Origin of the sequence: Burkholderia sp. BCC1208 (genome assembly GCF_902833095.1) — a bacterium.
Taxonomy (GTDB): domain Bacteria; phylum Pseudomonadota; class Gammaproteobacteria; order Burkholderiales; family Burkholderiaceae; genus Burkholderia.
In genome coordinates this window covers 363653-384837 of sequence record NZ_CADFDY010000010.1, presented here as the reverse complement: position 1 = coordinate 384837, position 21185 = coordinate 363653, and the positions used below count along the sequence as shown (strand labels likewise).

Genomic DNA, 21185 nt, shown 5'->3' with positions numbered 1-21185 from the left:
GCGCGCGGTGGCCTCGCTCGCGCGAGGCCGGATGGGGCAATCAAAAAAAGGCGGCAGCCGTCCCGCCGCACAGGCGAGCGACCGCGCCGCTCAGTACGCGTTCGGGTGCACGATCCCTTTCAGCACCGTCGCGCCGATGATTCGCAGGTCGAGCGCGAACGACCAGTTGCGCAGGTAGTACAGGTCATACTCGACACGCGACTGCATGCTTTCGACCCGCTCGGTCGCGCCACGCAGGCCGTTGACCTGCGCCCAGCCGGTGATGCCCGGCTTGATCCGGTAGCGGTGGATATAGCCGTCCACGAGCGTCCGGTATTGCGCATCGTGCTCCACCGCATGCGGCCGTGGGCCGACCACCGACATGTCGCCGAGCAGCACGTTGACGAACTGCGGCAGCTCGTCGAGGCTCGTGCGGCGCAGCAGCGCGCCGATCCGCGTGACGCGCGGGTCGCCACGCGACGCCTGCACGACCGTGCCCGGCTGTTCCGCATGCGCGCGCATCGTGCGGAACTTGTAGATGTCGAACGTGCGACCGTCGGCGCCGCGCCGCTGCTGCGTGAACAGTACCGGCCCCGGCGACGACAGCTTGATCACCAGCGCGATCGCTAGCAGTGCCGGCATCAGCACGATCAGTACGACGGCGGCGAACATGCGATCAAACACCGCCTTCAGTACCAGCGCGCCGCGCGACAGCGGCGGTGCGGCCAGCGAAATGGCCGGCCCGCCGAGAATCTCGTCGACGCGGCTGCCGAATAGCGCATGCTTGCTGACGTCTGGCATCAGGCGCAGTTCGACGAAATCGCTCCGGAACTCGTCGACTGCGCGAGCCGTTGCGTCGTCGTCGAGCGGCAGTGCGATCCAGATTTCCTCCGCATGCTCGCGACGTGCGCACGAGGCGAACGATGCAAGATCGTTCAGCACGGGCGCATCGTCGCCGAGCCCGACCGTTTCGCCAGACGTGCGATACACGCCGACAATCCGGTAGCGGGCCGCCGCGCTCGAGCGGAGTTCCGCCGCGATCTGCACGATGCGTGCGCCGCTGCCGACGATCGCAACCCTGGCCGGTGCGACCGGCGCGCGCAGGCTGCGGCGGCGCGCCACGCTGAGCGCGATCCGGAACACGATCAGCACGGCGGCCACGCCGATCGTCCAGTCGAGGAACCAGGTCAGCAGCACGACCGTGACGGTCGTCAGCGCGACCATCTTCACGAAGACGAAGCCCTGCACGACGAGCCACAGCGCGAGCGTGCGCAACGCATGACGCGTCGCGGGCAGCTTGCGGCCGTCAAGACCGAGGCCCGCAAGCCGCAGCAGGAACGCGGCGAGCAGCGCACTGACGCCGGCCAGAATTGCTTCGAGCCTGAGCGTGGCGAAATCGCTGAGCGATCCCTGGTGTGCCAGCGCCGCGACCAAGACGATTACGACGACGTCGACCGTGCATACGACGATCTCGCTGCGCGGAGCGTGTTTCTTTTTCATGTGATTCACCCATTCATGCCTGTCGCGCGCATGCTGGATCTTCGCGGTGATCGCGCTTCGTACCCGCGGCCGCATGCGCGGCGTTTCGCCCGGAAATTCGTCTCGCGGATCCGGGAATGAAACGAGTCTATGGGCGATGGCATCTCAAAACCATCGGACTCGATGCAGTCCTGACGGATATTTTGTAGGACTGGACTTAGGTGGAAAAATGATTGGAAGGCCGGAATTCGCTGGAGCGTGGCGCGACGGATTTCATCGGGCGGCGCGAGCCCCACGATTGCGCTGTCATATCCGTGATTCCGGATCGACAGATTCGGTGTCGGCCATGACGATCGTGGCCGACATCCACCTTTTTACGATCAGGAGAAGTCACATGAACAAACTCTTCGTTCCGGTTGTTGCGATTGCCGTTGCCGTCACGTCGATCCCCGCATTCGCCGCTGCTCGGGAAGCCGTGACGCGCGCGCAGGTCAGAGCTGGACTGGTCGCGTTGCAGGCCACGGGCTACCGGTCGTCGGGCGAGGATCCGAGCTATCCCGTCAAATTGCAGGCGGCGCTGATGAAGACCCGGATGGCGGAAGCAGTCCCGGCGGATGCAAGCGGATACGGGGTGCGGATGGGTGCCGTGTCGGAATCTGGCGGTCGGGTCGAGCCGCTCGGGCACGAACTGCCGATCTATCGCGGGCGATGATCCGGCGACGCTGCGCCGCAGAGGCGCAGCATTCCCTATGCGGAATGCTTGATCCGGCTCGCGGCGTGCGCCGCGTCGCGCAGTACCGCAATCTGTTCGCGAAACTGCCGACAGCTGCCGCACAACGGCAAATGCACGCGTACGCGCAACCGTTCGCTTGCGGTCAACGGGCGATCCAGCGCGTCCGACAGCAGGCGCGCGATGTCTTTACACTTCCCCGGCAGCATCTTGAGTCGTCAGTCCTTGTTCGGTGAGGCAAGTGCGCAGATGCGTTCGTGCCCGATAGAGCAGGACGCTGCAGTGATTGGCGGTGAGCGCGAGCTCGTCGCAAATGGCGGGCATCTCCAACTCGAGGAATTCCCGCATCATGAAGACCTGCCCGAGCCGTTCCGGCAGCCGGTTCAGGCAAGATTCGAACAGCGTCCAGAATTGTTGCCGCTGCAACAGGGTGTCGGGCCTGGGCCACGGGCGCGGTGCCGCATGTGGCGCCCAGTGACCCGACGCGTCGAAGAGTTCCCGATCGAACAGCGATTCCCCGTCGAGCCCGGATTCGAGCGCGGATGCATTGATCGTTCGCCTGCGTGCACGCATCGTGTCGATCAGCTTGTTCCGCAGGATGCCGAACACCCAGGTCTTGTGTTCGGATTGACCATCGAATTGATCGGCATGCATCCATGCAGAAGCAAGCGATTCCTGAACCGCGTCTTCCGCTGCATCGGCGTCGCGTAGCTGCATACGGGCGAAGCGCAGCAGGTCGTATCGGAGCCGGGCAAGATAGGCCGGATCGTGGTGCGTGGCGTGATGGGTGTGCATCGTGCGAGACCTCGCCTGTGTCGTGCCGACGTGGCACGGGGAAGCGGTCGGGCTCAGGCGTAAGCGTTCGATGTCCGCATATGGCAGCGTATCTGTTTCAACTCCAACACCTCTGTCGTGGCCGCGCCCACCGACCACCACCGAGCGCCCACGCCTGAACCCGCCTGTTTCGATCGAAACGGCGATTGCCATCGCGACCGTGCGCAAAAAAGCACCGCCCGGAGCGGGCGGTGTCGAACGGAGACAACTACGGCGATGTGCCGGGGTGACAGGGGGTGTCATCCAGCACGGCCATTGTGTCCAACGCCGGTAGGAGAGGGAATCAGACCTGTCTGATTCAATGGATCGGCGTTCGCACGGACACCCCGAATCGGACTGGGCCGATTGTGCGAATACTTGCGACCCCTTGACAATGATCGAATCGAACGGATGCATGGTGACCGTTCGATACCTCGTATCCGAAGCTCGTCTTCGTTCGATGCGCCGCTCGGGTTCGGGCGGCGTCTTTTTCCCGGGCGCGCAGCGAACCGCTTGTGGAACCGACACGAATGAGTGCCCTGCGGCGGCCGGTGGGCTCGGTCGCGTTAATTGACCTCCACGGTTGATTGTCGGAACAACGCTGCCAGATGCGAGCGCAGGACATTCTTTCGTGCCGGCGTTCGCAAACACGCATGACGCGGGCGCGCAATCGCGGCGCGAGCCCTGATTGCCGGTGCCGCGACACGAAACGTTGCGCAAGTGCATGCATCACCCTTCTGCGTGACGACCGCCTCGCTGCACCGTGGCGTCGGCAGACCAGCCGCGATGGCATCGCGGGAACACGCGTTCATCGTCATGCCGAGCGCGATATTCGATTTCACTTACCAAGGAAGGACACCCTCATGAAGAAGAATCGCCTCCACGCCATTTCCGCCATCGTCGCGCTCGTCGGCGCGGCCGGTATCACGCACGTATCGGCCGCCGAGCCGCAAGCAGCCGCATCGGCACTACCGAAGGGCGTCGCGGCGCTCGTCAACAACCAGCCGATCGCGCAAGCCGATGTCGACAGCATCGTCAAGGCATCGGGCCAGCCCGACACGCCGGCGCTGCGCGCGCAGATCAAGCGCGACCTGATCGTCCGTCAGTTGGTCGAGCAGGCCGCCGACAAGGCGAACTACGGCAGCCGTCCGGAAGTGCTCGGCATCGTGGCGCGCGCCCGCACGGAAGCCGCCGCGAACCTCTATCTGCGCGATACGACCCGCGTGCAGCCCGTGACCGACGCACAGGTGAAGGCGCGCTACGACGCGATCGTCGCGTCCGCCGGGAAGTTCGACTACCACACGGAAGTGATCGGCGTTGCCGACGCCGCCACGGCCAATGCCGCGCTCGCGGAGCTGAAGCAGGGCGCCGCATTCGACGCGGTCGCGAAGAAGTACAACACCGTCGACAATGCGGGCGTCGCCCCGTGGTTCTCGCTGAAGACGCCTGTGACCGAAGGCAACACGGGCGGCCTGCCGTTGCCCGTCGCGCAGGCGATCGCATCGGCGCAGCCGGGCGCGACCGTCGGCCCGGTTCAGGTCGGCAATGCGTTCGTGCTCGCGAAGCTCGCCGAGAAGCGGCCGACCGTCGTGCCGACGTTCGATCAGGCGAAGACCGTGTTGCGCCAGCAAATGGAAGCGCATGCGACGAGCCAGGCCATGAACGCGCTGGTCGACAAACTGGCGTCGCAAGCAACGATTCGCCAGTAACGCTGGTTTCGCGCGGGCGGCAGGCGGAAACGCAGGCGGCTCCGCGCGGCACCGCCAAATGGCGGCAGCATGACCGTCAAACCCGAGCACGTAAATGTGACCGGAAAATCAGCCTGGTCCGATTGGTTGAAGCACGCAGCGGCGCTATGCTGGTCGTGCGTGGCGCCGAGGCAAGTTCGACGGCGGCCGGTGGGCTCGGTCGTGGTTCACGCTACTTTGTAGCACTACTCCTAACGCTGCCTCATGCGAGCGTCGAACCTCAGCGTTCGGTAGCCACGCACCTCTCTTTACTCTCCCTGTTCTCCCTTTACTCCCTTTATCCCGCACGCATCGTCATGCGCGGGCGCTCGGCCATGCATGGCCGCGAAGCCGGCCGCCATGATCGTGCACCGCGCAGCGACGAAGGAATCACACATCCGCTACGTATCAAAGAGAAAGCGCCGCGCCCGAGTGACGGGCCGGCGTCGAGATCTGGTAGATGGAGTCCATCCGTGCCCGCTGCCGTGCGGCAAGCGGGCCGGTGCTTATCGTCCGGCTTCGGTATCGGCCGGCACCGGCGAGCATGACGATTTTCCGCCGGTCGCGCGGCGTCGGCCCAGCGCTTCATCCGCGCTGCGCCGGTATTGATCGAACCCGCGTGCGAACGCGACCGCATCACCGGCCTGGGCCAGCGTTTCCAACGTCGCGCAGATATCCGACACGCCGCGTTCGCCGACCATCGCGAACGCGCCGCGCATGCTGTGGATCTCGGCGCGCGCCGCTTTCAGGTCGCCCTGTTCGAGTGCGCGCAGGACCGCGGCGTTGGCGCGTTGCGTCGCGTCGGACAGCGCCGCGTGCAACTCGTGAGGCAGCGGTCCGCCGGTGGACGACGGCAGGTTCTGCATCGGACGGTGCTGACGTTGCGTGCCCGTATAGCGGGCGATCACCAGTTCGAGCGACTTCAGCGACGTCGGCTTCGTGACGATTTCATCGATGCCGGCTTCGCGCGACAGGCGCTGCTCGCCGGCATCCGCATGGGCGGTCACGGCCAGGATCGGCAGCACGTGGCCGCGTTCGCGCAGCACCCGCGCGAACGTGTAACCGTCGAGGCCCGGCATGTTGAGATCGGTCATCACGAGCGCGTAGTCGTTGCGCTCGACCAGTTCGAGCGCTTCCATGACGCTCGCGGCGACGTCCGCGCGATAGCCGAGCACGTCGAGCTGATCGTGCACGAGCGAGCGGTTGACGGGATTGTCGTCGACGAACAGTACGCGCGCATCCGGCGCGTCGGCACCCGGTTCGTCGGTCGCCGCACCGGGGCGATCGTCGAGCGGCAGCGGCAGCGTGACGACGAACGTCGAGCCGACGTTCGGCACGCTGTCGGCCGTGATGCCGCCGTCCATCGATTCGGCGAGCCGGCGGCTCAGCGCGAGGCCGATGCCGGTGCCGCCGAAACGGCGCGCGATCGACGCGTCGGCCTGTGCGAACGGCTCGAACAGGGTTTCGAGTTGCGCGGCCGTCATGCCGATGCCCGAATCGCTGACGCGGATCGTCACCGGCGTCGCATCGGCGCCCGGTGCGGATACCGACAGTGCGACCATCCCGCGATCGGTGAACTTGATCGCATTGCTGACGAGATTGACGACGATCTGGCGTACGCGCAGCGGATCGCCGATGTAGTGGCGCGCGACGCGCGAATCGATATCGGCATGCAGCACGACGCCCTTCGCGGCGGCGATCGGCTCGAACAGATCGACCACCTCGCGCGCGAGTTCGTCGATCCGGAAGCTGCCGGCCTCGAGCGTCATCCGGTCCGCCTCGATCTTGGTCATGTCGAGCACGTTGTTCAGCATGTCGAGCAGCAGGCGCGCGGCGGACGTGACCGCGTGCAGGCGGTTTTTCTGGCGGCTCGGATCGGGCGCACGATCGAGCAGTTCGAGGTTGCCGAGCATCGCGTTGAGCGGTGTGCGGATCTCGTGGCTGATCGTCGCGAGGAACGTCGATTTCGCACGGTTCGCGCTATCGAGCGCGCGCTCGGCGTCGGCGCGCGTCGTGATGTCCGAGAAGTTGAGCAGCATCGTGTCGCGGCCCTTGTAGCGCAGCCGCACGTAGTTCACGAGCAGATCGCGTTTGCGGCCGTCGTCGAGCGTTATCGGAAGCTCGACGTCGAGCTGCGCGTGCGAGCCGTCGCCGTGCGCGGCATGGTGCGCGAGCAGGCGCGCATGCAGCGGCGGATCGCCCGCGGCCTGCTCGTAAAGCTCCATCATCTGATTGCGGAGCAACACCGTTTGCGTATCGAGCGATACGAGACCGATGCCGAACGGCGATGTCGCGATGATCGCGTGGTTCATCCGTTCGCTTTCGAACACACGGCGCGAGCGGCGAAACAGCGGCGCGAACACCTTCAGGTCGAACGCTATCACGAGCCCCCACAGCACGAACAGCATCAGCGCGGTCACGCCGAATTCCCGCGCGATCGCGGGCCAGATTCCGATCGCGATCGTGCGCCACGAATACGCGTAGACGATCGCGAAGCCCGTGTCGGACACGCGGTCGCTGATCGTAAAGACGCCGTCGCGATAGCCGTCCTCGGCGCGTTCGAAGCCACGGCGCCACGCGCCCTGTTCGAGCGCGCGGCGCATCAGCGCGCCGCCGTCGATCGACGCGCGCGTGCGGTCCTCGCTCAGCAGCACGCGGCCGTCGCGGTCGACGAGCATCACGACGGCGTCTTCGGGCGCGTGCTTGAGGCGATCGTCGATCACGCCGGCGTCGAGGTCGCTGACGAAGTTCATGAACAGGTGGTCGCCGTCAAACGCAGGCTCTACGAGCCGGAACACATACTTGCCCGTGAACGGATCGACGAGCGGCCCCTGCCAGTAGATCCGGCGTGTTTTGCGCCAGTCGTGTGCGATGGCCGGATCGGACCAGTTCGCGACGTCGAATGCGAGCCGGTCGATCAACGCGCGGGTGTCGGGCACGCCGAAGCGCGCGAGCACGTCGCGGTACGGCACCGATGGCGGCGGCGCGATCGCGATGATGGTCCGGTCGGGGTTGTACGCGTAGCCGGTGACGGGGCGGCCAGTTTGCCGCGCCGCCGCGGTCACGGAGATCGTCTGCCGTTCCATCAGCTCGACGTAGCGGGTGATTTCACGCGACGGCGCGTGACCCGGGTCAGCCTCGGCCACGAAGATCGGCGCCACGCCGGGCATCGGCGCGACGACCACGTGCCCGTCGCGCACCAGCGCGTCGCTCGGCGCGTCGCGGTGCGGCGGATGGCCATGCCATAACAGCTCGGCATTGAGCACCGAGCGCCGCAACGATGCCTGCTTGGTGTCGATCTCGAGTTGCACGAGTGCCTTGTGCGTCGTAAAAAGCTCGTGCCGCTTCGCAATGTAGTCGCGCGCGGTACCGATGAGCAGCACGGTCGTCGCGAACACGATCACGATCGACAGCACGACGGCGCCGCCGTAGAGCGTGAAGCGCTGGTAACGGTTCAGCAGGCTCAGGTCGCGCGTGTCGTCGTCGATCGACGCGAACGGCGCGTTCGCGCCGTTCGGCGGCTTGAAGAGTTTTCGGATGGGCATGAAACGAATACCGTTTTAACAAAGCGCATGTCAGGCGCCGCGAGCGATTCGACCTGCGAACAGGGCGAAACCGTCCGGCGGTGGCGATATCCGTAGGCCGTGTGGGATGGCGGCATGCATGCCGCGGGCTCGGAGAACGAGCCAATTATCGGGATAGCCTGCCTGTCCGTATGTAGGGCAGTCCGAAGTATTGTGTTCGGATCGCTAGGACAAGTCCTATTTGCTGGGTCGCCTGCGCGATGCGTATATAAGGCCCGTGCGAGAAGTTTGTCAAACGAAATCCGTTATCGGGCGAGCGAACCAAACCGGCTTAAATATCCCTGTGATTGTCAAGCAAGGTCATGGTCGGACCAGTCCTAGAAGATATGTGGTAGGGCGTCCCACCGTCCGATTATCGAAGCGAAGTTAAAAAATTACCCTCCTGCATGTAACTGGAATTTCGTCCTCCCATCTTTTTATACGCAGGGGAAGTAACGTGAACAAAACATATCGTTCCGTCTGGAACGCGACGACGGGCACCTGGATGGCAGCCCCGGAAACGGCACGCGTGCATGCGAAATCGACGTCGACCGTGCGCTCGGCGGTGACGGCCGCGGTGGCGATGATGGCGGGTGTCGGCGGTACGGCGGTTCCGTTCGAAGCGGATGCGCAATCCGCTGCGAACGGCGCGGGCGGGTTGGCCCTTTGTGGCCCGACGGGCGGCGTAAACGGGATGGCCTATGGATCGGGCGGCCCTTACGGTTCTGCGTTTACCCAAGCGTGCGCAGGGGGCAACAACAAGTTGACCCAGAATCATCGTCCGTCGTTCATGCTCTATAACAACACCACGCCAGCCGGTAGCGGTGCGGGCGTGGCGTCTGCTGCGACCGAAGCCGGCATCATGGGGAGCTCGGACGGCCACCTCGTGCTGCTCGGCGGTTCCGGTGTGCATATCACCGGCCCGGCGGATTTCGACAACAACGTCAACATGACGAGCCACCGCATCAACAATCTGGCCGCGGGCGTCGCGGGCACGGATGCGGTCAACCTCAATCAGTTGAACGCGGCGGTTGCGGCGGCGGGATCGGATAACCCCTATGTGGTGACGAACACGGGTACCTACGCGGCTGCGACGCCGGCGCAGGCTGGCAGCAGCGCAACGGCGATCGGTGCCAATGCGAATGCTTCGGGTCTCTCGGCAGTCGCGCTTGGTGGCAACACCGTTGCCAGCGGAGTGAACGGGGTGGCTATCGGTACGCTGGCGCAAGCAACCGGCTGGGAGACAGTGGCTGTCGGCGTGGGCGCCAACGCGCAGGGAGCGAATTCGACGGCGGTGGGGCGTGGCGCAACTTCGACTGCCGGCAGTTCCGTTGCGCTGGGTTTCGGCTCACGGGCGGATCGAGCCAACAGCGTATCCGTCGGCACGTCGACGGCGCAGCGCCAGATCACGAATCTGGCCGCCGGCACGCAGAACACCGACGCCGTGAACCTCGGCCAGATGAACACCGCGCTCGCGACGAAGGTCGACAACGCATATGTCAAGGTGAATAGCACGGCGGCGGCCGCGACCGCCGCCGGTACAGAATCCATCGCTATTGGGGGCGGCGCCACAGCACCGTCCGGTGCGTCTAATCAGATCGCAATCGGCAGTTCATCAAACGCGCAAGGAACATCCGCAACGGCGATCGGCTCCGGTGCGTCAGCAAGCGGCACCGGCTCGGCTTCCTTTGGCCGCTTAAGCAATGCGAGTGGTCAATTTGCCACTGCATTGGGCAACGGTACGGCGGCACTCGCAGGAAGCGCTACTGCCATCGGCGACCGTTCTAGCGTGGCGGCGGGGGCAACCAACTCCGTCGCGCTCGGTTCCCAGGCCAGTGTCGCTGCGAACGTGACCAATTCCGTTGCGCTGGGCGCAGGTGCAGCCGCGACTCGCAACAATACGGTTTCGGTTGGCTCGTCGACGCAGCAACGCCAAATCACGAACCTGGCCGCCGGCACTCAAGGTACGGACGCCGTCAACGTCACCCAGTTGAATGATGCGATTGCAGGGGTAAGCGCGGGCGCTAATCCGTACTTCAAGGCAAACGGCGCAAACAACGGCACCGACGATGCCTTGGCGACCGGCACCGGTTCGATCGCGATCGGCAGCAATGCGAAGGGCGGGATGGATGGCAGCGTCGCGATCGGCGATTCCGCAGCCGCTTCGCAGGACGCCGTGGCGCTCGGCCATGGTGCGAAGGCCGAGAATCTGAACTCGATTTCGATCGGTGCTCAGTCGTCGGCCGCCGACAATGCCATGTCGCTCGGCTTCAACGCGAAATCTTCGTCGAACGCGATGGCGATCGGCGCGAATACGGTCGCGAATGGCAACAACTCGGTTGCGCTAGGCAACGGTTCGGTCGCGGCCGCGAACAACGTCATTTCGGTCGGCAACACGGGCTCCGAGCGTCGGATCGTCAATCTTTCGGCAGGTACAGGTGCGACCGATGCAGTCAACGTCGGCCAGTTGGCCGGCGTGACGAGCGCGCTCGGCGGTCAGGCGGCAGTCGGCGCGGACGGCAGCATCACGCAGCCGACCTATAACGTGGGCGGCACGGATTACCACAATGTCGGCGACGCGCTCGATGCGCTCGCGGCGAGCGGTGGCAACCCGAACGCAGTGACGTACGACGGCCAGGCGAAGGATTCGATCACGCTGGGCGGCGATCCGCTGACGGGCACGAAGATCACGAACGTAGCGGCGGGCGACCTGTCCGCGACGAGCAAGGACGCGGTGAACGGCTCGCAGCTGTTCGCGACGAACAATCGTGTGGGCGATCTGGAGGATGCGCTGACGGGCAGCGGCCTGATCGATCCGGTGACGGGTCAATCGCTGGCGGTGACGTACGACGACGCATCGAAGAGCACGATCACGCTGGGCGGCGACCCGGCGACGGGTACGCAGATCAAGAACGTCGCCAACGGTGTGGACGCCAACGACGCGGTCAACGTGTCGCAACTGGACGCGCTGCAAGCGTCGACGGGCGAGCAGATCACGACGGCGACGCGCTACTTCAAGGCGAACGGCCTGAACGACGGCACGGACGACGCGTTGGCGACGGGCACCCGTGCAGTGGCGATCGGCGCAAACGCGAATGCCGTGTCGGGCAATTCGGTGGCGCTGGGTGTGAACGCATCGGCGAGCGGCACCTCGGCACTCGCGCTGGGTACGGGTGCAAGTGCATCGGCGATCAACTCGGTGGCGCTGGGCGCGAACTCGGTGGCGAATCAGATTGGCGTGGTGTCGGTGGGGCAGGTGGGCAGTGAGCGCCGGATCGTCAACGTCGGCGACGCGCAGAGCGGGACCGATGCGGTCAACCTGCGCACGCTGGAGGAAAAGATCGGCGCCGGTTCGACCGCGACGCTGAATCAGGTAAACGATCAGGTGGCGGAGATCAAGTCGACGCTGAATGCAATGCCGCAGGCCGCGGCGAGCAGCGACTACTTCGTGGCGGACGGGGCTGGCGACGGCAGCGATGCGTCGACGGTGGCGGCTGGGCAGGGCGGTCTTGCCGCGGGTGCGGATGCAGTCTCGAGCGGCATCGGCGGTGTCGCAGTGGGTACGGCCGCGAAAGCGACCGGCACGCAAGCCACGGCGCTCGGTACCGGTGCAGAGGCGCTGAACGGCAATGCCACGGCCATCGGTGGCGGCGCGATTGCGAACGGCAGTTCGAGCGTGGCCATTGGCTCCGGTGCGGTGACCGCACCGGGCGCCAACTTCGCGACGGCGATCGGTGCGCTGGCGAGCGCGGCAGGCGGAAGCGCGGTTGCGATCGGCAATGGCGCGACGGCGGCTAGCCAGAGTTTGGCGATCGGTACGAACTCGGGGGCGACCGGCGCCAATTCGGTGGCGATGGGCTTTAACGCGAAGGCGACCGACAAGAACTCGGTGGCGCTGGGTGTGGGTTCGCAGACGAATCGCGTCAACTCGGTGTCGGTCGGTGTCGTGGGTGGTGAGCGTCAGATCACGAACGTGGCGGCAGGCACGGCGGATACCGATGCGGTGAACGTGAAGCAGTTGAAGGATGTGGGCCTTGTGGGCATCGATCCGGGCACGGGCGACCTGACGTCGCTGGCGGTGACGTACGACGACGCGACGAAGGGCACGATCACGCTGGGCGGCGCTCCGGCGACGGGCACGAAGATCACGAACGTGGCGGCGGGCGATGTCGGCACGACGAGCACGGACGCGATCAACGGTGCGCAGTTGCATGGCGTGTCGCAGAGCGTGGCGGACAACCTGGGCGGCGGTGCGTCCGTGAACCAGGACGGCACGATCTCGGCGCCGACGTACGATCTCGCGGATGCGAGCGGCAACGGCCGGACCGACTACCACAACGTCGGCGATGCGCTGACGAACCTGGACGGTCGCGTGACGCAGAACACGGGCGACATCGCTGACCTGAAGGACAACCTGACGGGCAGCGGCCTGATCGATCCGGCGACGGGCAAGCCGATCGCGGCGGTGACGTACGGCACGAACCCCGACGGTTCGGCGAATTTCGATGAGGTCGTGCTGAAGGGCGGCGCGAACGGCACGACGCTGTCGAACGTGGCGGCGGGTGTGGCCGACAAGGACGCGGTGAACGTGAGCCAGTTGAAGGCAGCGGGCCTGATCGATCCGACGACGGGCCAGCCGATCACGGCGGTAACGTACGACGACGCATCGAAGAGCACGATCACGCTCGGCGGCGACCCGGCGACGGGTACGCAGATCAAGAACGTCGCCAACGGCGCGGATCGCCATGACGCGGTAAACCTCGGTCAGCTGCAGGACGCAGGCCTCGTCGCGCCGATCGATCCGACGAACCCCGGCGCAGGTCTGGCCTCGCTGGCGGTGACGTACGGCACGAATCCCGACGGTTCGGCGAACTTCGACGAGGTCGTGCTGAAGGGCGGCGCGAACGGTACGACGCTGTCGAACGTGGCGGCGGGCAACCTGTCGGCGACGAGCAAGGACGCGGTGAACGGTTCGCAACTGTTCGCGACGAACACCCGCGTGGGCGACCTCGAGGATTCGCTGTCGCAGGGTGGCGTGATCGATCCGACGACGGGCGAATCGCTGGCGGTGGTGTATGACAGCACGGCGAAGAACCTGGTGACGCTGGGCAACGCAAGCACGCCGGTGACGCTGACGAACGTGGCCGCCGGCAACGAAGATACCGATGCGGTGAACGTGAGCCAGTTAAAGGCAGCGGGCCTGATCGATCCGACGACGGGCCAGCCGATCACGGCGGTAACGTACGACGACGCGTCGAAGAGCACGATCACGCTCGGCGGCGACCCGGCGACGGGTACGCAGATCAAGAACGTCGCCAACGGCACGGATCGTCATGACGCGGTGAACCTTGGTCAGCTGCAGGACGCCGGCCTCGTTGCGCCGATCGATCCGACGAACCCCGGCGCAGGCCTGGCCTCGCTGGCGGTGACGTACGGCACGAACCCCGACGGTTCGGCGAACTTCGACGAGGTTGCGCTGAAGGGCGGCGCGAACGGCACGACGCTGTCGAACGTGGCGGCGGGTGTGGCCGACAAGGACGCGGTGAACGTGAGCCAGTTGAAGGCAGCGGGCCTGATCGATCCGACGACGGGCCAGCCGATCACGGCGGTGACGTACGACGACGCGACGAAGGGCACGATCACGCTGGGCGGCGCTCCGGCGACGGGCACGAAGATCACGAACGTGGCGGCGGGCGATGTCGGCACGACGAGCACGGACGCGATCAACGGTGCGCAGTTGCATGGCGTGTCGCAGAGCGTGGCGGACAACCTGGGCGGCGGTGCGTCCGTGAACCAGGACGGCACGATCTCGGCGCCGACGTACGATCTCGCGGATGCGAGCGGCAACGGCCGGACCGACTACCACAACGTCGGCGATGCGCTGACGAACCTGGACGGTCGCGTGACGCAGAACACGGGCGACATCGCTGACCTGAAGGACAACCTGACGGGCAGCGGCCTGATCGATCCGGCGACGGGCAAGCCGATCGCGGCGGTGACGTACGGCACGAACCCCGACGGTTCGGCGAATTTCGATGAGGTCGCGCTGAAGGGCGGCGCGAACGGTACGACGCTGTCGAACGTGGCGGCGGGCAACTTGTCAGCAACGAGCAAGGACGCGGTGAACGGTTCGCAACTGTTCGCGACGAACACCCGCGTGGGCGACCTCGAGGATTCGCTGTCGCAGGGTGGCGTGATCGATCCGACGACGGGCGAATCGCTGGCGGTGGTGTATGACAGCACGGCGAAGAACCTGGTGACGCTGGGCAACGCAAGCACGCCGGTGACGCTGACGAACGTGGCCGCCGGCAACGAAGATACCGATGCGGTGAACGTGAGTCAGTTGAAGGCAGCGGGCCTGATCGATCCGACGACGGGCCAGCCGATCACGGCGGTAACGTACGACGACGCGTCGAAGAGCACGATCACGCTCGGCGGCGACCCGGCGACGGGTACGCAGATCAAGAACGTCGCCAACGGTGTGGACGCCAACGACGCGGTCAACGTGTCGCAACTGGACGCGCTGCAAGCGTCGACGGGCGAGCAGATCACGACGGCGACGCGCTACTTCAAGGCGAACGGCCTGAACGACGGCACGGACGACGCGTCGGCAACGGGCAGCCGCGCGGTGGCGATCGGCGCGAACGCGAATGCCGTGTCGGGCAGTTCGGTGGCGTTGGGTGCGAACACATTGGCGAGCGGGACCTCGGCGCTTGCGCTGGGTACGGGTGCAAGCGCATCGGCGATCAACTCGGTGGCGCTGGGCGCGAACTCGATCGCGAATCAGGTTGGCGTGGTGTCGGTGGGCCAGGCGGGCGCCGAGCGCCGGATCATCAACGTCGGCGACGCACAGAGCGGGACCGATGCGGTCAACCTGCGCACGCTGGACGCAAAGCTCACCAGCAACTCGACCGCGACGCTGAATCAGGTGAACGACCAGATGGCGCAGATCCAGTCGACGCTGAAAGCAATGCCGCAGACCGCGGCGAGCAGCGACTACTTCGTGGCGGACGGGGCTGGCGACGGCAGCGATGCGTCGACGGTGGCGGCCGGGCAGGGTGGTCTTGCCGCGGGTGCGGGTGCAATCTCGAGCGGCATCGGCGGTGTCGCAGTGGGTACGGCCGCAAAAGCGACCGGCACGCAAGCCACGGCGCTCGGTACCGGTGCGCAGGCGCTGAACGGCAATGCCACGGCCATCGGCGGCGGCGCGACTGCGAACGGCAGTTCGAGCGTGGCGATCGGTTCCGGCGCGGTGACCGCGCCGGGCGCCGACTTCGCGACGGCGATCGGTTCGCTGGCTAGTGCGGCCGGAGCGAGCGCGGTTGCGATCGGCAACGGTGCAAACGCGGCTAGCCAAGGCCTGGCGATCGGCACGAACGCAGGGGCGACCGGCACGAACGCGACCGCGATGGGCTATAACGCGCAGGCGAGCGCCGGTAACTCGGTGGCGCTGGGCGCGAATTCCCAGGCGACTCGCATCAACTCGGTGTCGGTCGGTGTCATGGGCGGTGAACGTCAGATCACGAACGTGGCGGCGGGTACGGCTGGCACCGATGCGGTGAACGTCGACCAGTTGAAGGATTACGTGGCCAATAACCCTGGCGGCCCCGGCAACCCGCTCGCCGTCGCTTACGACGACGCATCGAAGGGCACGATCACGCTGGGCGGCGACCCGGCGACGGGCACGAAGATCACGAACGTGGCGGCGGGCGATGTCGGCGCGGCGAGCACGGACGCGATCAACGGTGCGCAGTTGCATGGCGTTGCGCAGAGCGTGGCGGACAACCTGGGCGGCGGTTCGTCGGTGAACCCGGACGGCACGATCTCGGCGCCGGCTTACGACCTCGCGGATGCGGCGGGCAACGGCCGGACCGACTACCACAACGTCGGCGATGCGCTGACGAACCTGGACGGTCGCGTGACGGGCCTGAAAGACACCCTGACGGGCAGCGGCCTGATCGACCCGGTGACGGGTCAATCGCTGGCGGTGACGTACGACGACGTATCGAAGAACGCGGTGACGTTGGGTAACGGCGTGGATCCGGTGGCGGTGAAGAATGTGGCGAATGGTGCGGATCGTCATGACGCGGTGAACGTCGGTCAATTGCAGGACGCGGGTCTGGTTGCACCGATCGATCCGGCGAACCCGGGCGCGGGGCTGAAGTCGCTGGCTGTGGCATACGACGATGTATCGCAGGAATCGGTGACGCTGGCCGGTGCGAATGGCACGACGCTGACGAACGTGAAGGCAGGCGCGGTGAACGGCGCCAGCACGGACGCGGTGAACGGCGCGCAACTGCATGGCGTGTCGCAGAGCGTGGCGGATTCGCTGGGTGGCGGCTCGATCGTCGACGCGAACGGCAACGTGACGGCGCCGACCTACTCGCTGGCCGATCCGACGGATGTATCGAAGCCGGCGATCGACTACCACGACGTGGGCGCGGCGCTCGGTAACCTCGATGGCCGTGTCGTGACCAACACGAACAACATCACGGTGATCCAGAATCAGTTGGCCGATTCGGGCCTGGTGGATCCGACGACGGGTCAGTCGTTCGCCGCGGTGACGTACGACAACAAGAACGGCGCGACGGACTACAACTCGGTGACGCTGGGCGGTGGCAAGGCGACCGGCCCGGTGGCGCTGAAGAACGTGGCGGACGGCGTGGATGCGCACGACGCGGTGAACGTCAGCCAGCTGCAGAACGCGGGCCTCGTCGCACCGGTCGATCCGACCAACCCGGGTGCGGGCCTCACGTCGCTTGCGGTGACCTACGGCAAGAACACCGACGGATCGGCGAACTTCGACAAGATCGAGTTGAAGGGCGCGAACGGCACGACGATCACGAACGTGGCGGAAGGCGATCTGTCGGCGACGAGCACGGACGCGGTCAACGGCTCGCAGTTGTTCGCGACGAACACGCGTGTCGGTTCGCTGGAAGATACGCTCGGCAAGAGCGGTCTGTTCGATCCGACAACGGGCGATTCGCTTGCGGTGGTCTATGACAGCGCAGCGAAGGACCACGTGACGCTGGGCGGCGCAGGCGCGTCGAATCCGGTGGTGCTGGCGAACGTCGCACAAGGCGTTGCGGGTACCGATGCGGTGAACGTCGACCAGCTGTCGACAGCGATCCGCGACGTGACGGCCGGTGCAAACCCACTCGGCGTGTCATACGACACCATTGCGAAGAACCAGGTGACGCTGGGTGGTGTGGGGGCGGCGGCGCCGGTGGTGCTGACGAACGTCGCGGCCGGCACGAGCACGTACGACGCCGTGAACTACGGCCAGTTGAGCGACCTCAGTGACAAGTTCGACGACCTCGGCAATCGTGTCGGCGCACTCGAGACCGGCAACGGTGGCGGTGGTGGCGGCGGTTCGGGCGATAACCCGTACTTCGCCGGTACCGGCGACGCGAGCTCCGCCGCAGCCAACGCCGGCAACGGCACGGGCAACACGGCGGCCGGTTCGGGCGCGACGATCGGCACGGGCGCGAACAACGCCACGGTCATCGGTTCGGGTGCGAATGCGACGAAGGACGACGGCGTGGCGATCGGCTCGGGTTCGAAGAGCGGCGCCGAAGGCGCGGTTGCAATCGGCCAGGGCGCGAGCGCAACGGGTTCGAATTCGGTGGCGCTGGGCGCAGGCTCCGTGGCGTCGGACGACAACACCGTGTCGATCGGTTCGCTCGGCAACGAGCGCACGCTGTCGAACGTGAAGGACGGCTTCAATGCGTCCGACGCGGCGACGAAGGGCCAGCTCGACCGCGCGGTCGGCGGTCTGCAAGGCCAGATCAACGACGTGTCGAAGAACGCGTACTCGGGTATCGCCGCAGCCACCGCGCTGACGATGATCCCGGGTGTCGATCCGGGCAAGACGCTGTCGTTCGGCGTCGGCGGCGCGACCTACAAGGGCTATCAGGCCGTGGCGTTCGGCGGCGAAGCCCGCATCACGCAGAACCTGAAGATGAAGGCCGGCGTGGGTCTGTCGAGCGGCGGCAACACGGTCGGCGTGGGCGCTGCGTACCAGTGGTAATCGCGCAGGGCGGGGCGGTTCGCGCCGCTCCGCCCGCGCGGCACCGCTTCCCGCATTCCATTTATTCCCATTCAAATCAGGCGTCCGCCTCCGGGCGGACGTTTCTCATCATGAAAATGACTTCACTGTTGGTGCGCACCGCGTCGATCGGCGCGATCGCGATGGCGCTCGGCGCCTGCACGACCCAATCGGGCCTGACCTACGATATCCGCAGCGTGGCGACGCCGGGCAAGCCGGACAACGTGTTCCGCGTAAGCTGCGACGGGCTGCTCGGCAGCGCGAACACCTGCGCCCGCGCGGCCGAAGCGTTCTGCCAGGGCCAGGGCTTCACGCCGCTGCAGATGATCGACCGCGTGTACAGCCGCGCGCCGATGAAGGATCCGCGAGAAATCACGTTTATGTGCGGCAAGCCGCAGCCGGTCGTCCAGGCCGCGCCGCAGCCGCAACCCCAGCCCGCGCCGCAGCCGGTGCCGCAGCGCCGCGTGCTGTTGCAGGGCGATGCGAACTTCGCGACCGACAGCGCCGCGCTGACGTCGCAGGCGCGCGGCGAGCTCGATCGCTTCATCGACGTCAATCGCGGCGTCGAATTCCGCCAGGTGTCCGTCACGGGCTTCACCGATTCGACGGGTAACGCATCGCACAACCTGACGCTGTCGAGGGCGCGTGCGCGTTCGGCGATGGTCTACCTGCGCGAGAACGGCCTGCAGGCCCGGTCGTTCGCATCGGAAGGCCTGGGCGCGGCAAGCCCGGTGGCGTCCAACGCGACCGCGGAAGGCCGCGCGCAGAACCGCCGCGTCGAAGTTCGCATCGACGCGCAGTAAGGCGGGGTCGGGGCGCCCGTTCGCGGGCGTCAGACGCCGCTCCGCCGACGTGCCGTGGCGCAGCCACGGAGGCGGCAAGCGGCGCACGGTCGGCCTGACCGATCGCGGTGCAATGCCGCGCGGAGCGACCGCTTCCCGAATCGTCGATCTTCTGTCAGCCCGCCGGCTCATCCAGAGCCGGCGGGCTGTCTTTTTGCGGCGGCGCCGGCCGCCCGGCCCATTCATGGAATGCGCCCGCGTTTCGTGCGAATATAGCGCCCATCTACGATCTGCGGCCATGCGCCGGTGCCACGGCGAACGCGCAGGCAAACAACGACCCCCATGCCCACGCATGAGGCGGTCACTCGGACGATTATGGGAAGCTATCAGATACGCGTGGTGCTGGCCGACGATCACCCGGCGATGCTCGTCGGCGTCGAGCACGGGCTGTCGGCGGTGCCGACGATCCAGCTCACCGGCAAGGCCGTCAACTCGACCGAGCTGGTCAAGCTGCTTGATGCCGGCGCATGCGACGTCGTCGTATCCGATTACGCGATGCCCGATAGCACCCACGGCGACGGCATCGCGTTGTTCTCTTATCTCCAGCGCCGCTATCCGGCCGTCAAGCTGGTCGTGCTGACCATGCTCGACAATGCGGCCGTCGTTGGCGCGCTGCTGCGCCTCGGCATCGCGTGCATTGTCAGCAAATCCGACACGATCGATCACCTGATTCCGGCGATTCACGCGGCCGCGACGGGCGGCACCTATTATTCGCCGTCCGTTGAGAAGGTCGTGCTGACGCTGTCCACGCATTCGAGTTCACGCTTCGTCGATCAGGCGCCGGCGCTGAGCAGCCGCGAGATCGAAGTCGTCCGGATGTACGCGTCGGGCATGACCGTCAACGAAATCGCCGAGAAGTTGAGCCGCAGCAAGAAAACCATCAGCACGCAGAAGGCGCGGGCGATGCAGAAGCTCGGCGTCGACAAGGACATCGACCTGCTGCGCTACGCGATCGAGCACGGGATCGTGGCCGCGTCGGGCAGCGAAGGCAAGGGCACGGAAGATACGGATGGGAATCAGGCGGACGATGCCTGAATGAGGAGGCGCTCCGCCCGTCGATGGATGGCGAGCGGGACGCGATGCGGCGCGCTGCAACGGCGCGCCGGCGAGGAAGGGGTCAGTGCGTGTCGTCGGGCGGCAGCACCGCCGAGCCCGGATCGGCGACCAGCCCGCACGAGATCGCGTAGCGCACCACGTCCACATCACGCTCGAGGCCGAGCTTCTGCATGGCCGAGCTTTTCTGGGTACTGATGGTTTTCTTGCTGCGGCTCAGCTTGTCGGCGATCTCGTTGACGCTCAGGCCCGACGCGAACAGCCGCACGACTTCCGCTTCCCGTACCGACAGCGCGGGCGCCTTGCCGTCCGGAGCGCCGATCTGGCGCAGGATCTTGTCCATCGACGGCGACAGATAGCGGCCGCTCGTATAGGCGGCATGAATCGCCATCGTCAGGTGGCTCGTCATGTCGGATTTGCTGACGAGGCAGTGGATGCCAAGATCGACGAGCCCGCGCAGCGCCACCGCGTTTTCCAGCATCGTCATCACGACGATCTTCAGGTTCGGATGACGCTTCAGGATCGCGCCGAACAGCGTGAAGCCGTCGCCGTATTCGGTGCCAGGCATCGCATAGTCGGACACGAGCACGTCGCACGGATGGTTCGCGAGCGCGTCCATCAAGGCCGTCGAATCGTGCGCGGTCGCGACGACCGCGATGGTGTTCGTCGTCGAGAGCTCGTACTTCGCGCCGATCACGACGGCCGGATGATCGTCGGCGATCAATACGCGGATGGGGAAGCTTTTCATGATGGGGTTGTCGGTTGTCACGCCGTTTCAGATAGGAAAAGGAGTGGCGCGCATGCCCGTTGGCGGCCGGTAAGCCGGCACGGGCATGTGTCGCCGTACCGACGGCCAGTGGCGGCTCGATGGAAACCACCACTGGCCGTCGGGCGAAAAAGCGGGGAGATCGCTCCCCCCGCTTTCGCTGCGAAGCTCCGCCCGGAGGCGGA

Annotated in this window: 10 protein-coding genes; 5 read left to right on the top strand and 5 right to left on the bottom strand. The window is 66.1% G+C overall.

Annotation, left to right across the window (positions count from 1 at the left end; translation table 11 throughout):
• Window positions 1-90: 90 nt before the first annotated feature.
• Complete coding sequence (locus tag HWX09_RS25255) at window positions 91-1479, bottom strand: undecaprenyl-phosphate glucose phosphotransferase (protein ID WP_027782077.1); 1389 nt, start codon at window positions 1477-1479, stop codon at window positions 91-93.
• 373 nt (window positions 1480-1852) lie between these two features.
• Between HWX09_RS25255 and HWX09_RS25250 the strand changes: the two genes are divergently transcribed.
• Entirely contained in the window at window positions 1853-2170 is a 318-nt protein-coding gene (locus HWX09_RS25250; protein ID WP_034185347.1) for a DUF4148 domain-containing protein, read from the top strand.
• A gap of 35 nt (window positions 2171-2205) precedes the next feature.
• On the opposite strand, the gene HWX09_RS25245 is transcribed toward HWX09_RS25250, so the two are convergent.
• On the bottom strand, window positions 2206-2397 hold the full coding sequence (locus HWX09_RS25245; protein ID WP_027782078.1) for a zf-HC2 domain-containing protein: 192 nt from the start codon (window positions 2395-2397) through the stop codon (window positions 2206-2208).
• Complete coding sequence (locus HWX09_RS25240) at window positions 2378-2983, bottom strand: RNA polymerase factor sigma-70 (protein WP_027782079.1); 606 nt, start codon at window positions 2981-2983, stop codon at window positions 2378-2380. The genes HWX09_RS25245 and HWX09_RS25240 overlap by 20 nt, the downstream gene beginning before the upstream one ends.
• 881 nt (window positions 2984-3864) lie before the next feature.
• Between HWX09_RS25240 and HWX09_RS25235 the strand changes: the two genes are divergently transcribed.
• Complete coding sequence (locus tag HWX09_RS25235) at window positions 3865-4710, top strand: peptidyl-prolyl cis-trans isomerase (protein ID WP_027782080.1); 846 nt, start codon at window positions 3865-3867, stop codon at window positions 4708-4710.
• A gap of 524 nt (window positions 4711-5234) precedes the next feature.
• Here the strand turns inward: HWX09_RS25235 and HWX09_RS25230 are convergent.
• A complete protein-coding gene (locus tag HWX09_RS25230; RefSeq protein ID WP_027782081.1) occupies window positions 5235-8273 on the bottom strand; it encodes an ATP-binding protein in 3039 nt (1012 codons plus the stop codon).
• 475 nt (window positions 8274-8748) lie between these two features.
• Between HWX09_RS25230 and HWX09_RS25225 the strand changes: the two genes are divergently transcribed.
• The 3 genes from HWX09_RS25225 to HWX09_RS25215 all read left to right on the top strand — a co-directional run bounded on the left by HWX09_RS25225 (window position 8749) and on the right by HWX09_RS25215 (window position 20216).
• On the top strand, window positions 8749-18321 hold the full coding sequence (locus HWX09_RS25225; protein WP_230469058.1) for a YadA-like family protein: 9573 nt from the start codon (window positions 8749-8751) through the stop codon (window positions 18319-18321).
• Window positions 18322-18431: 110 nt separating this feature from the next.
• A complete protein-coding gene (locus tag HWX09_RS25220) occupies window positions 18432-19142 on the top strand; it encodes an OmpA family protein (RefSeq protein ID WP_027782083.1) in 711 nt (236 codons plus the stop codon).
• Window positions 19143-19496: 354 nt separating this feature from the next.
• The gene (locus HWX09_RS25215) at window positions 19497-20216 is read left to right on the top strand and encodes a response regulator transcription factor (RefSeq protein ID WP_027782084.1); all 720 of its coding nucleotides are present in this window, start codon (window positions 19497-19499) and stop codon (window positions 20214-20216) included.
• 82 nt (window positions 20217-20298) lie between these two features.
• Here the strand turns inward: HWX09_RS25215 and HWX09_RS25210 are convergent, their stop codons facing one another.
• A complete protein-coding gene (locus HWX09_RS25210; protein ID WP_027782085.1) occupies window positions 20299-20985 on the bottom strand; it encodes a response regulator in 687 nt (228 codons plus the stop codon).
• Between the last annotated feature and the right edge of the window lie 200 nt (window positions 20986-21185).

Excerpts from the sequence above, each read along its gene's own strand:
- HWX09_RS25245 (WP_027782078.1), bottom strand. The coding sequence starts at position 2,397 with ATGCTGCCGGGGAAGTGTAAAGACATCGCGCGCCTGCTGTCGGACGCG.
- HWX09_RS25255 (WP_027782077.1), bottom strand. The coding sequence starts at position 1,479 with ATGAAAAAGAAACACGCTCCGCGCAGCGAGATCGTCGTATGCACGGTC.
- HWX09_RS25230 (WP_027782081.1), bottom strand. The coding sequence starts at position 8,273 with ATGCCCATCCGAAAACTCTTCAAGCCGCCGAACGGCGCGAACGCGCCG.
- HWX09_RS25250 (WP_034185347.1), top strand. The coding sequence starts at position 1,853 with ATGAACAAACTCTTCGTTCCGGTTGTTGCGATTGCCGTTGCCGTCACG.
- HWX09_RS25240 (WP_027782079.1), bottom strand. The coding sequence starts at position 2,983 with ATGCACACCCATCACGCCACGCACCACGATCCGGCCTATCTTGCCCGG.
- HWX09_RS25215 (WP_027782084.1), top strand. The coding sequence starts at position 19,497 with ATGGGAAGCTATCAGATACGCGTGGTGCTGGCCGACGATCACCCGGCG.
- HWX09_RS25235 (WP_027782080.1), top strand. The coding sequence starts at position 3,865 with ATGAAGAAGAATCGCCTCCACGCCATTTCCGCCATCGTCGCGCTCGTC.
- HWX09_RS25220 (WP_027782083.1), top strand. The coding sequence starts at position 18,432 with ATGAAAATGACTTCACTGTTGGTGCGCACCGCGTCGATCGGCGCGATC.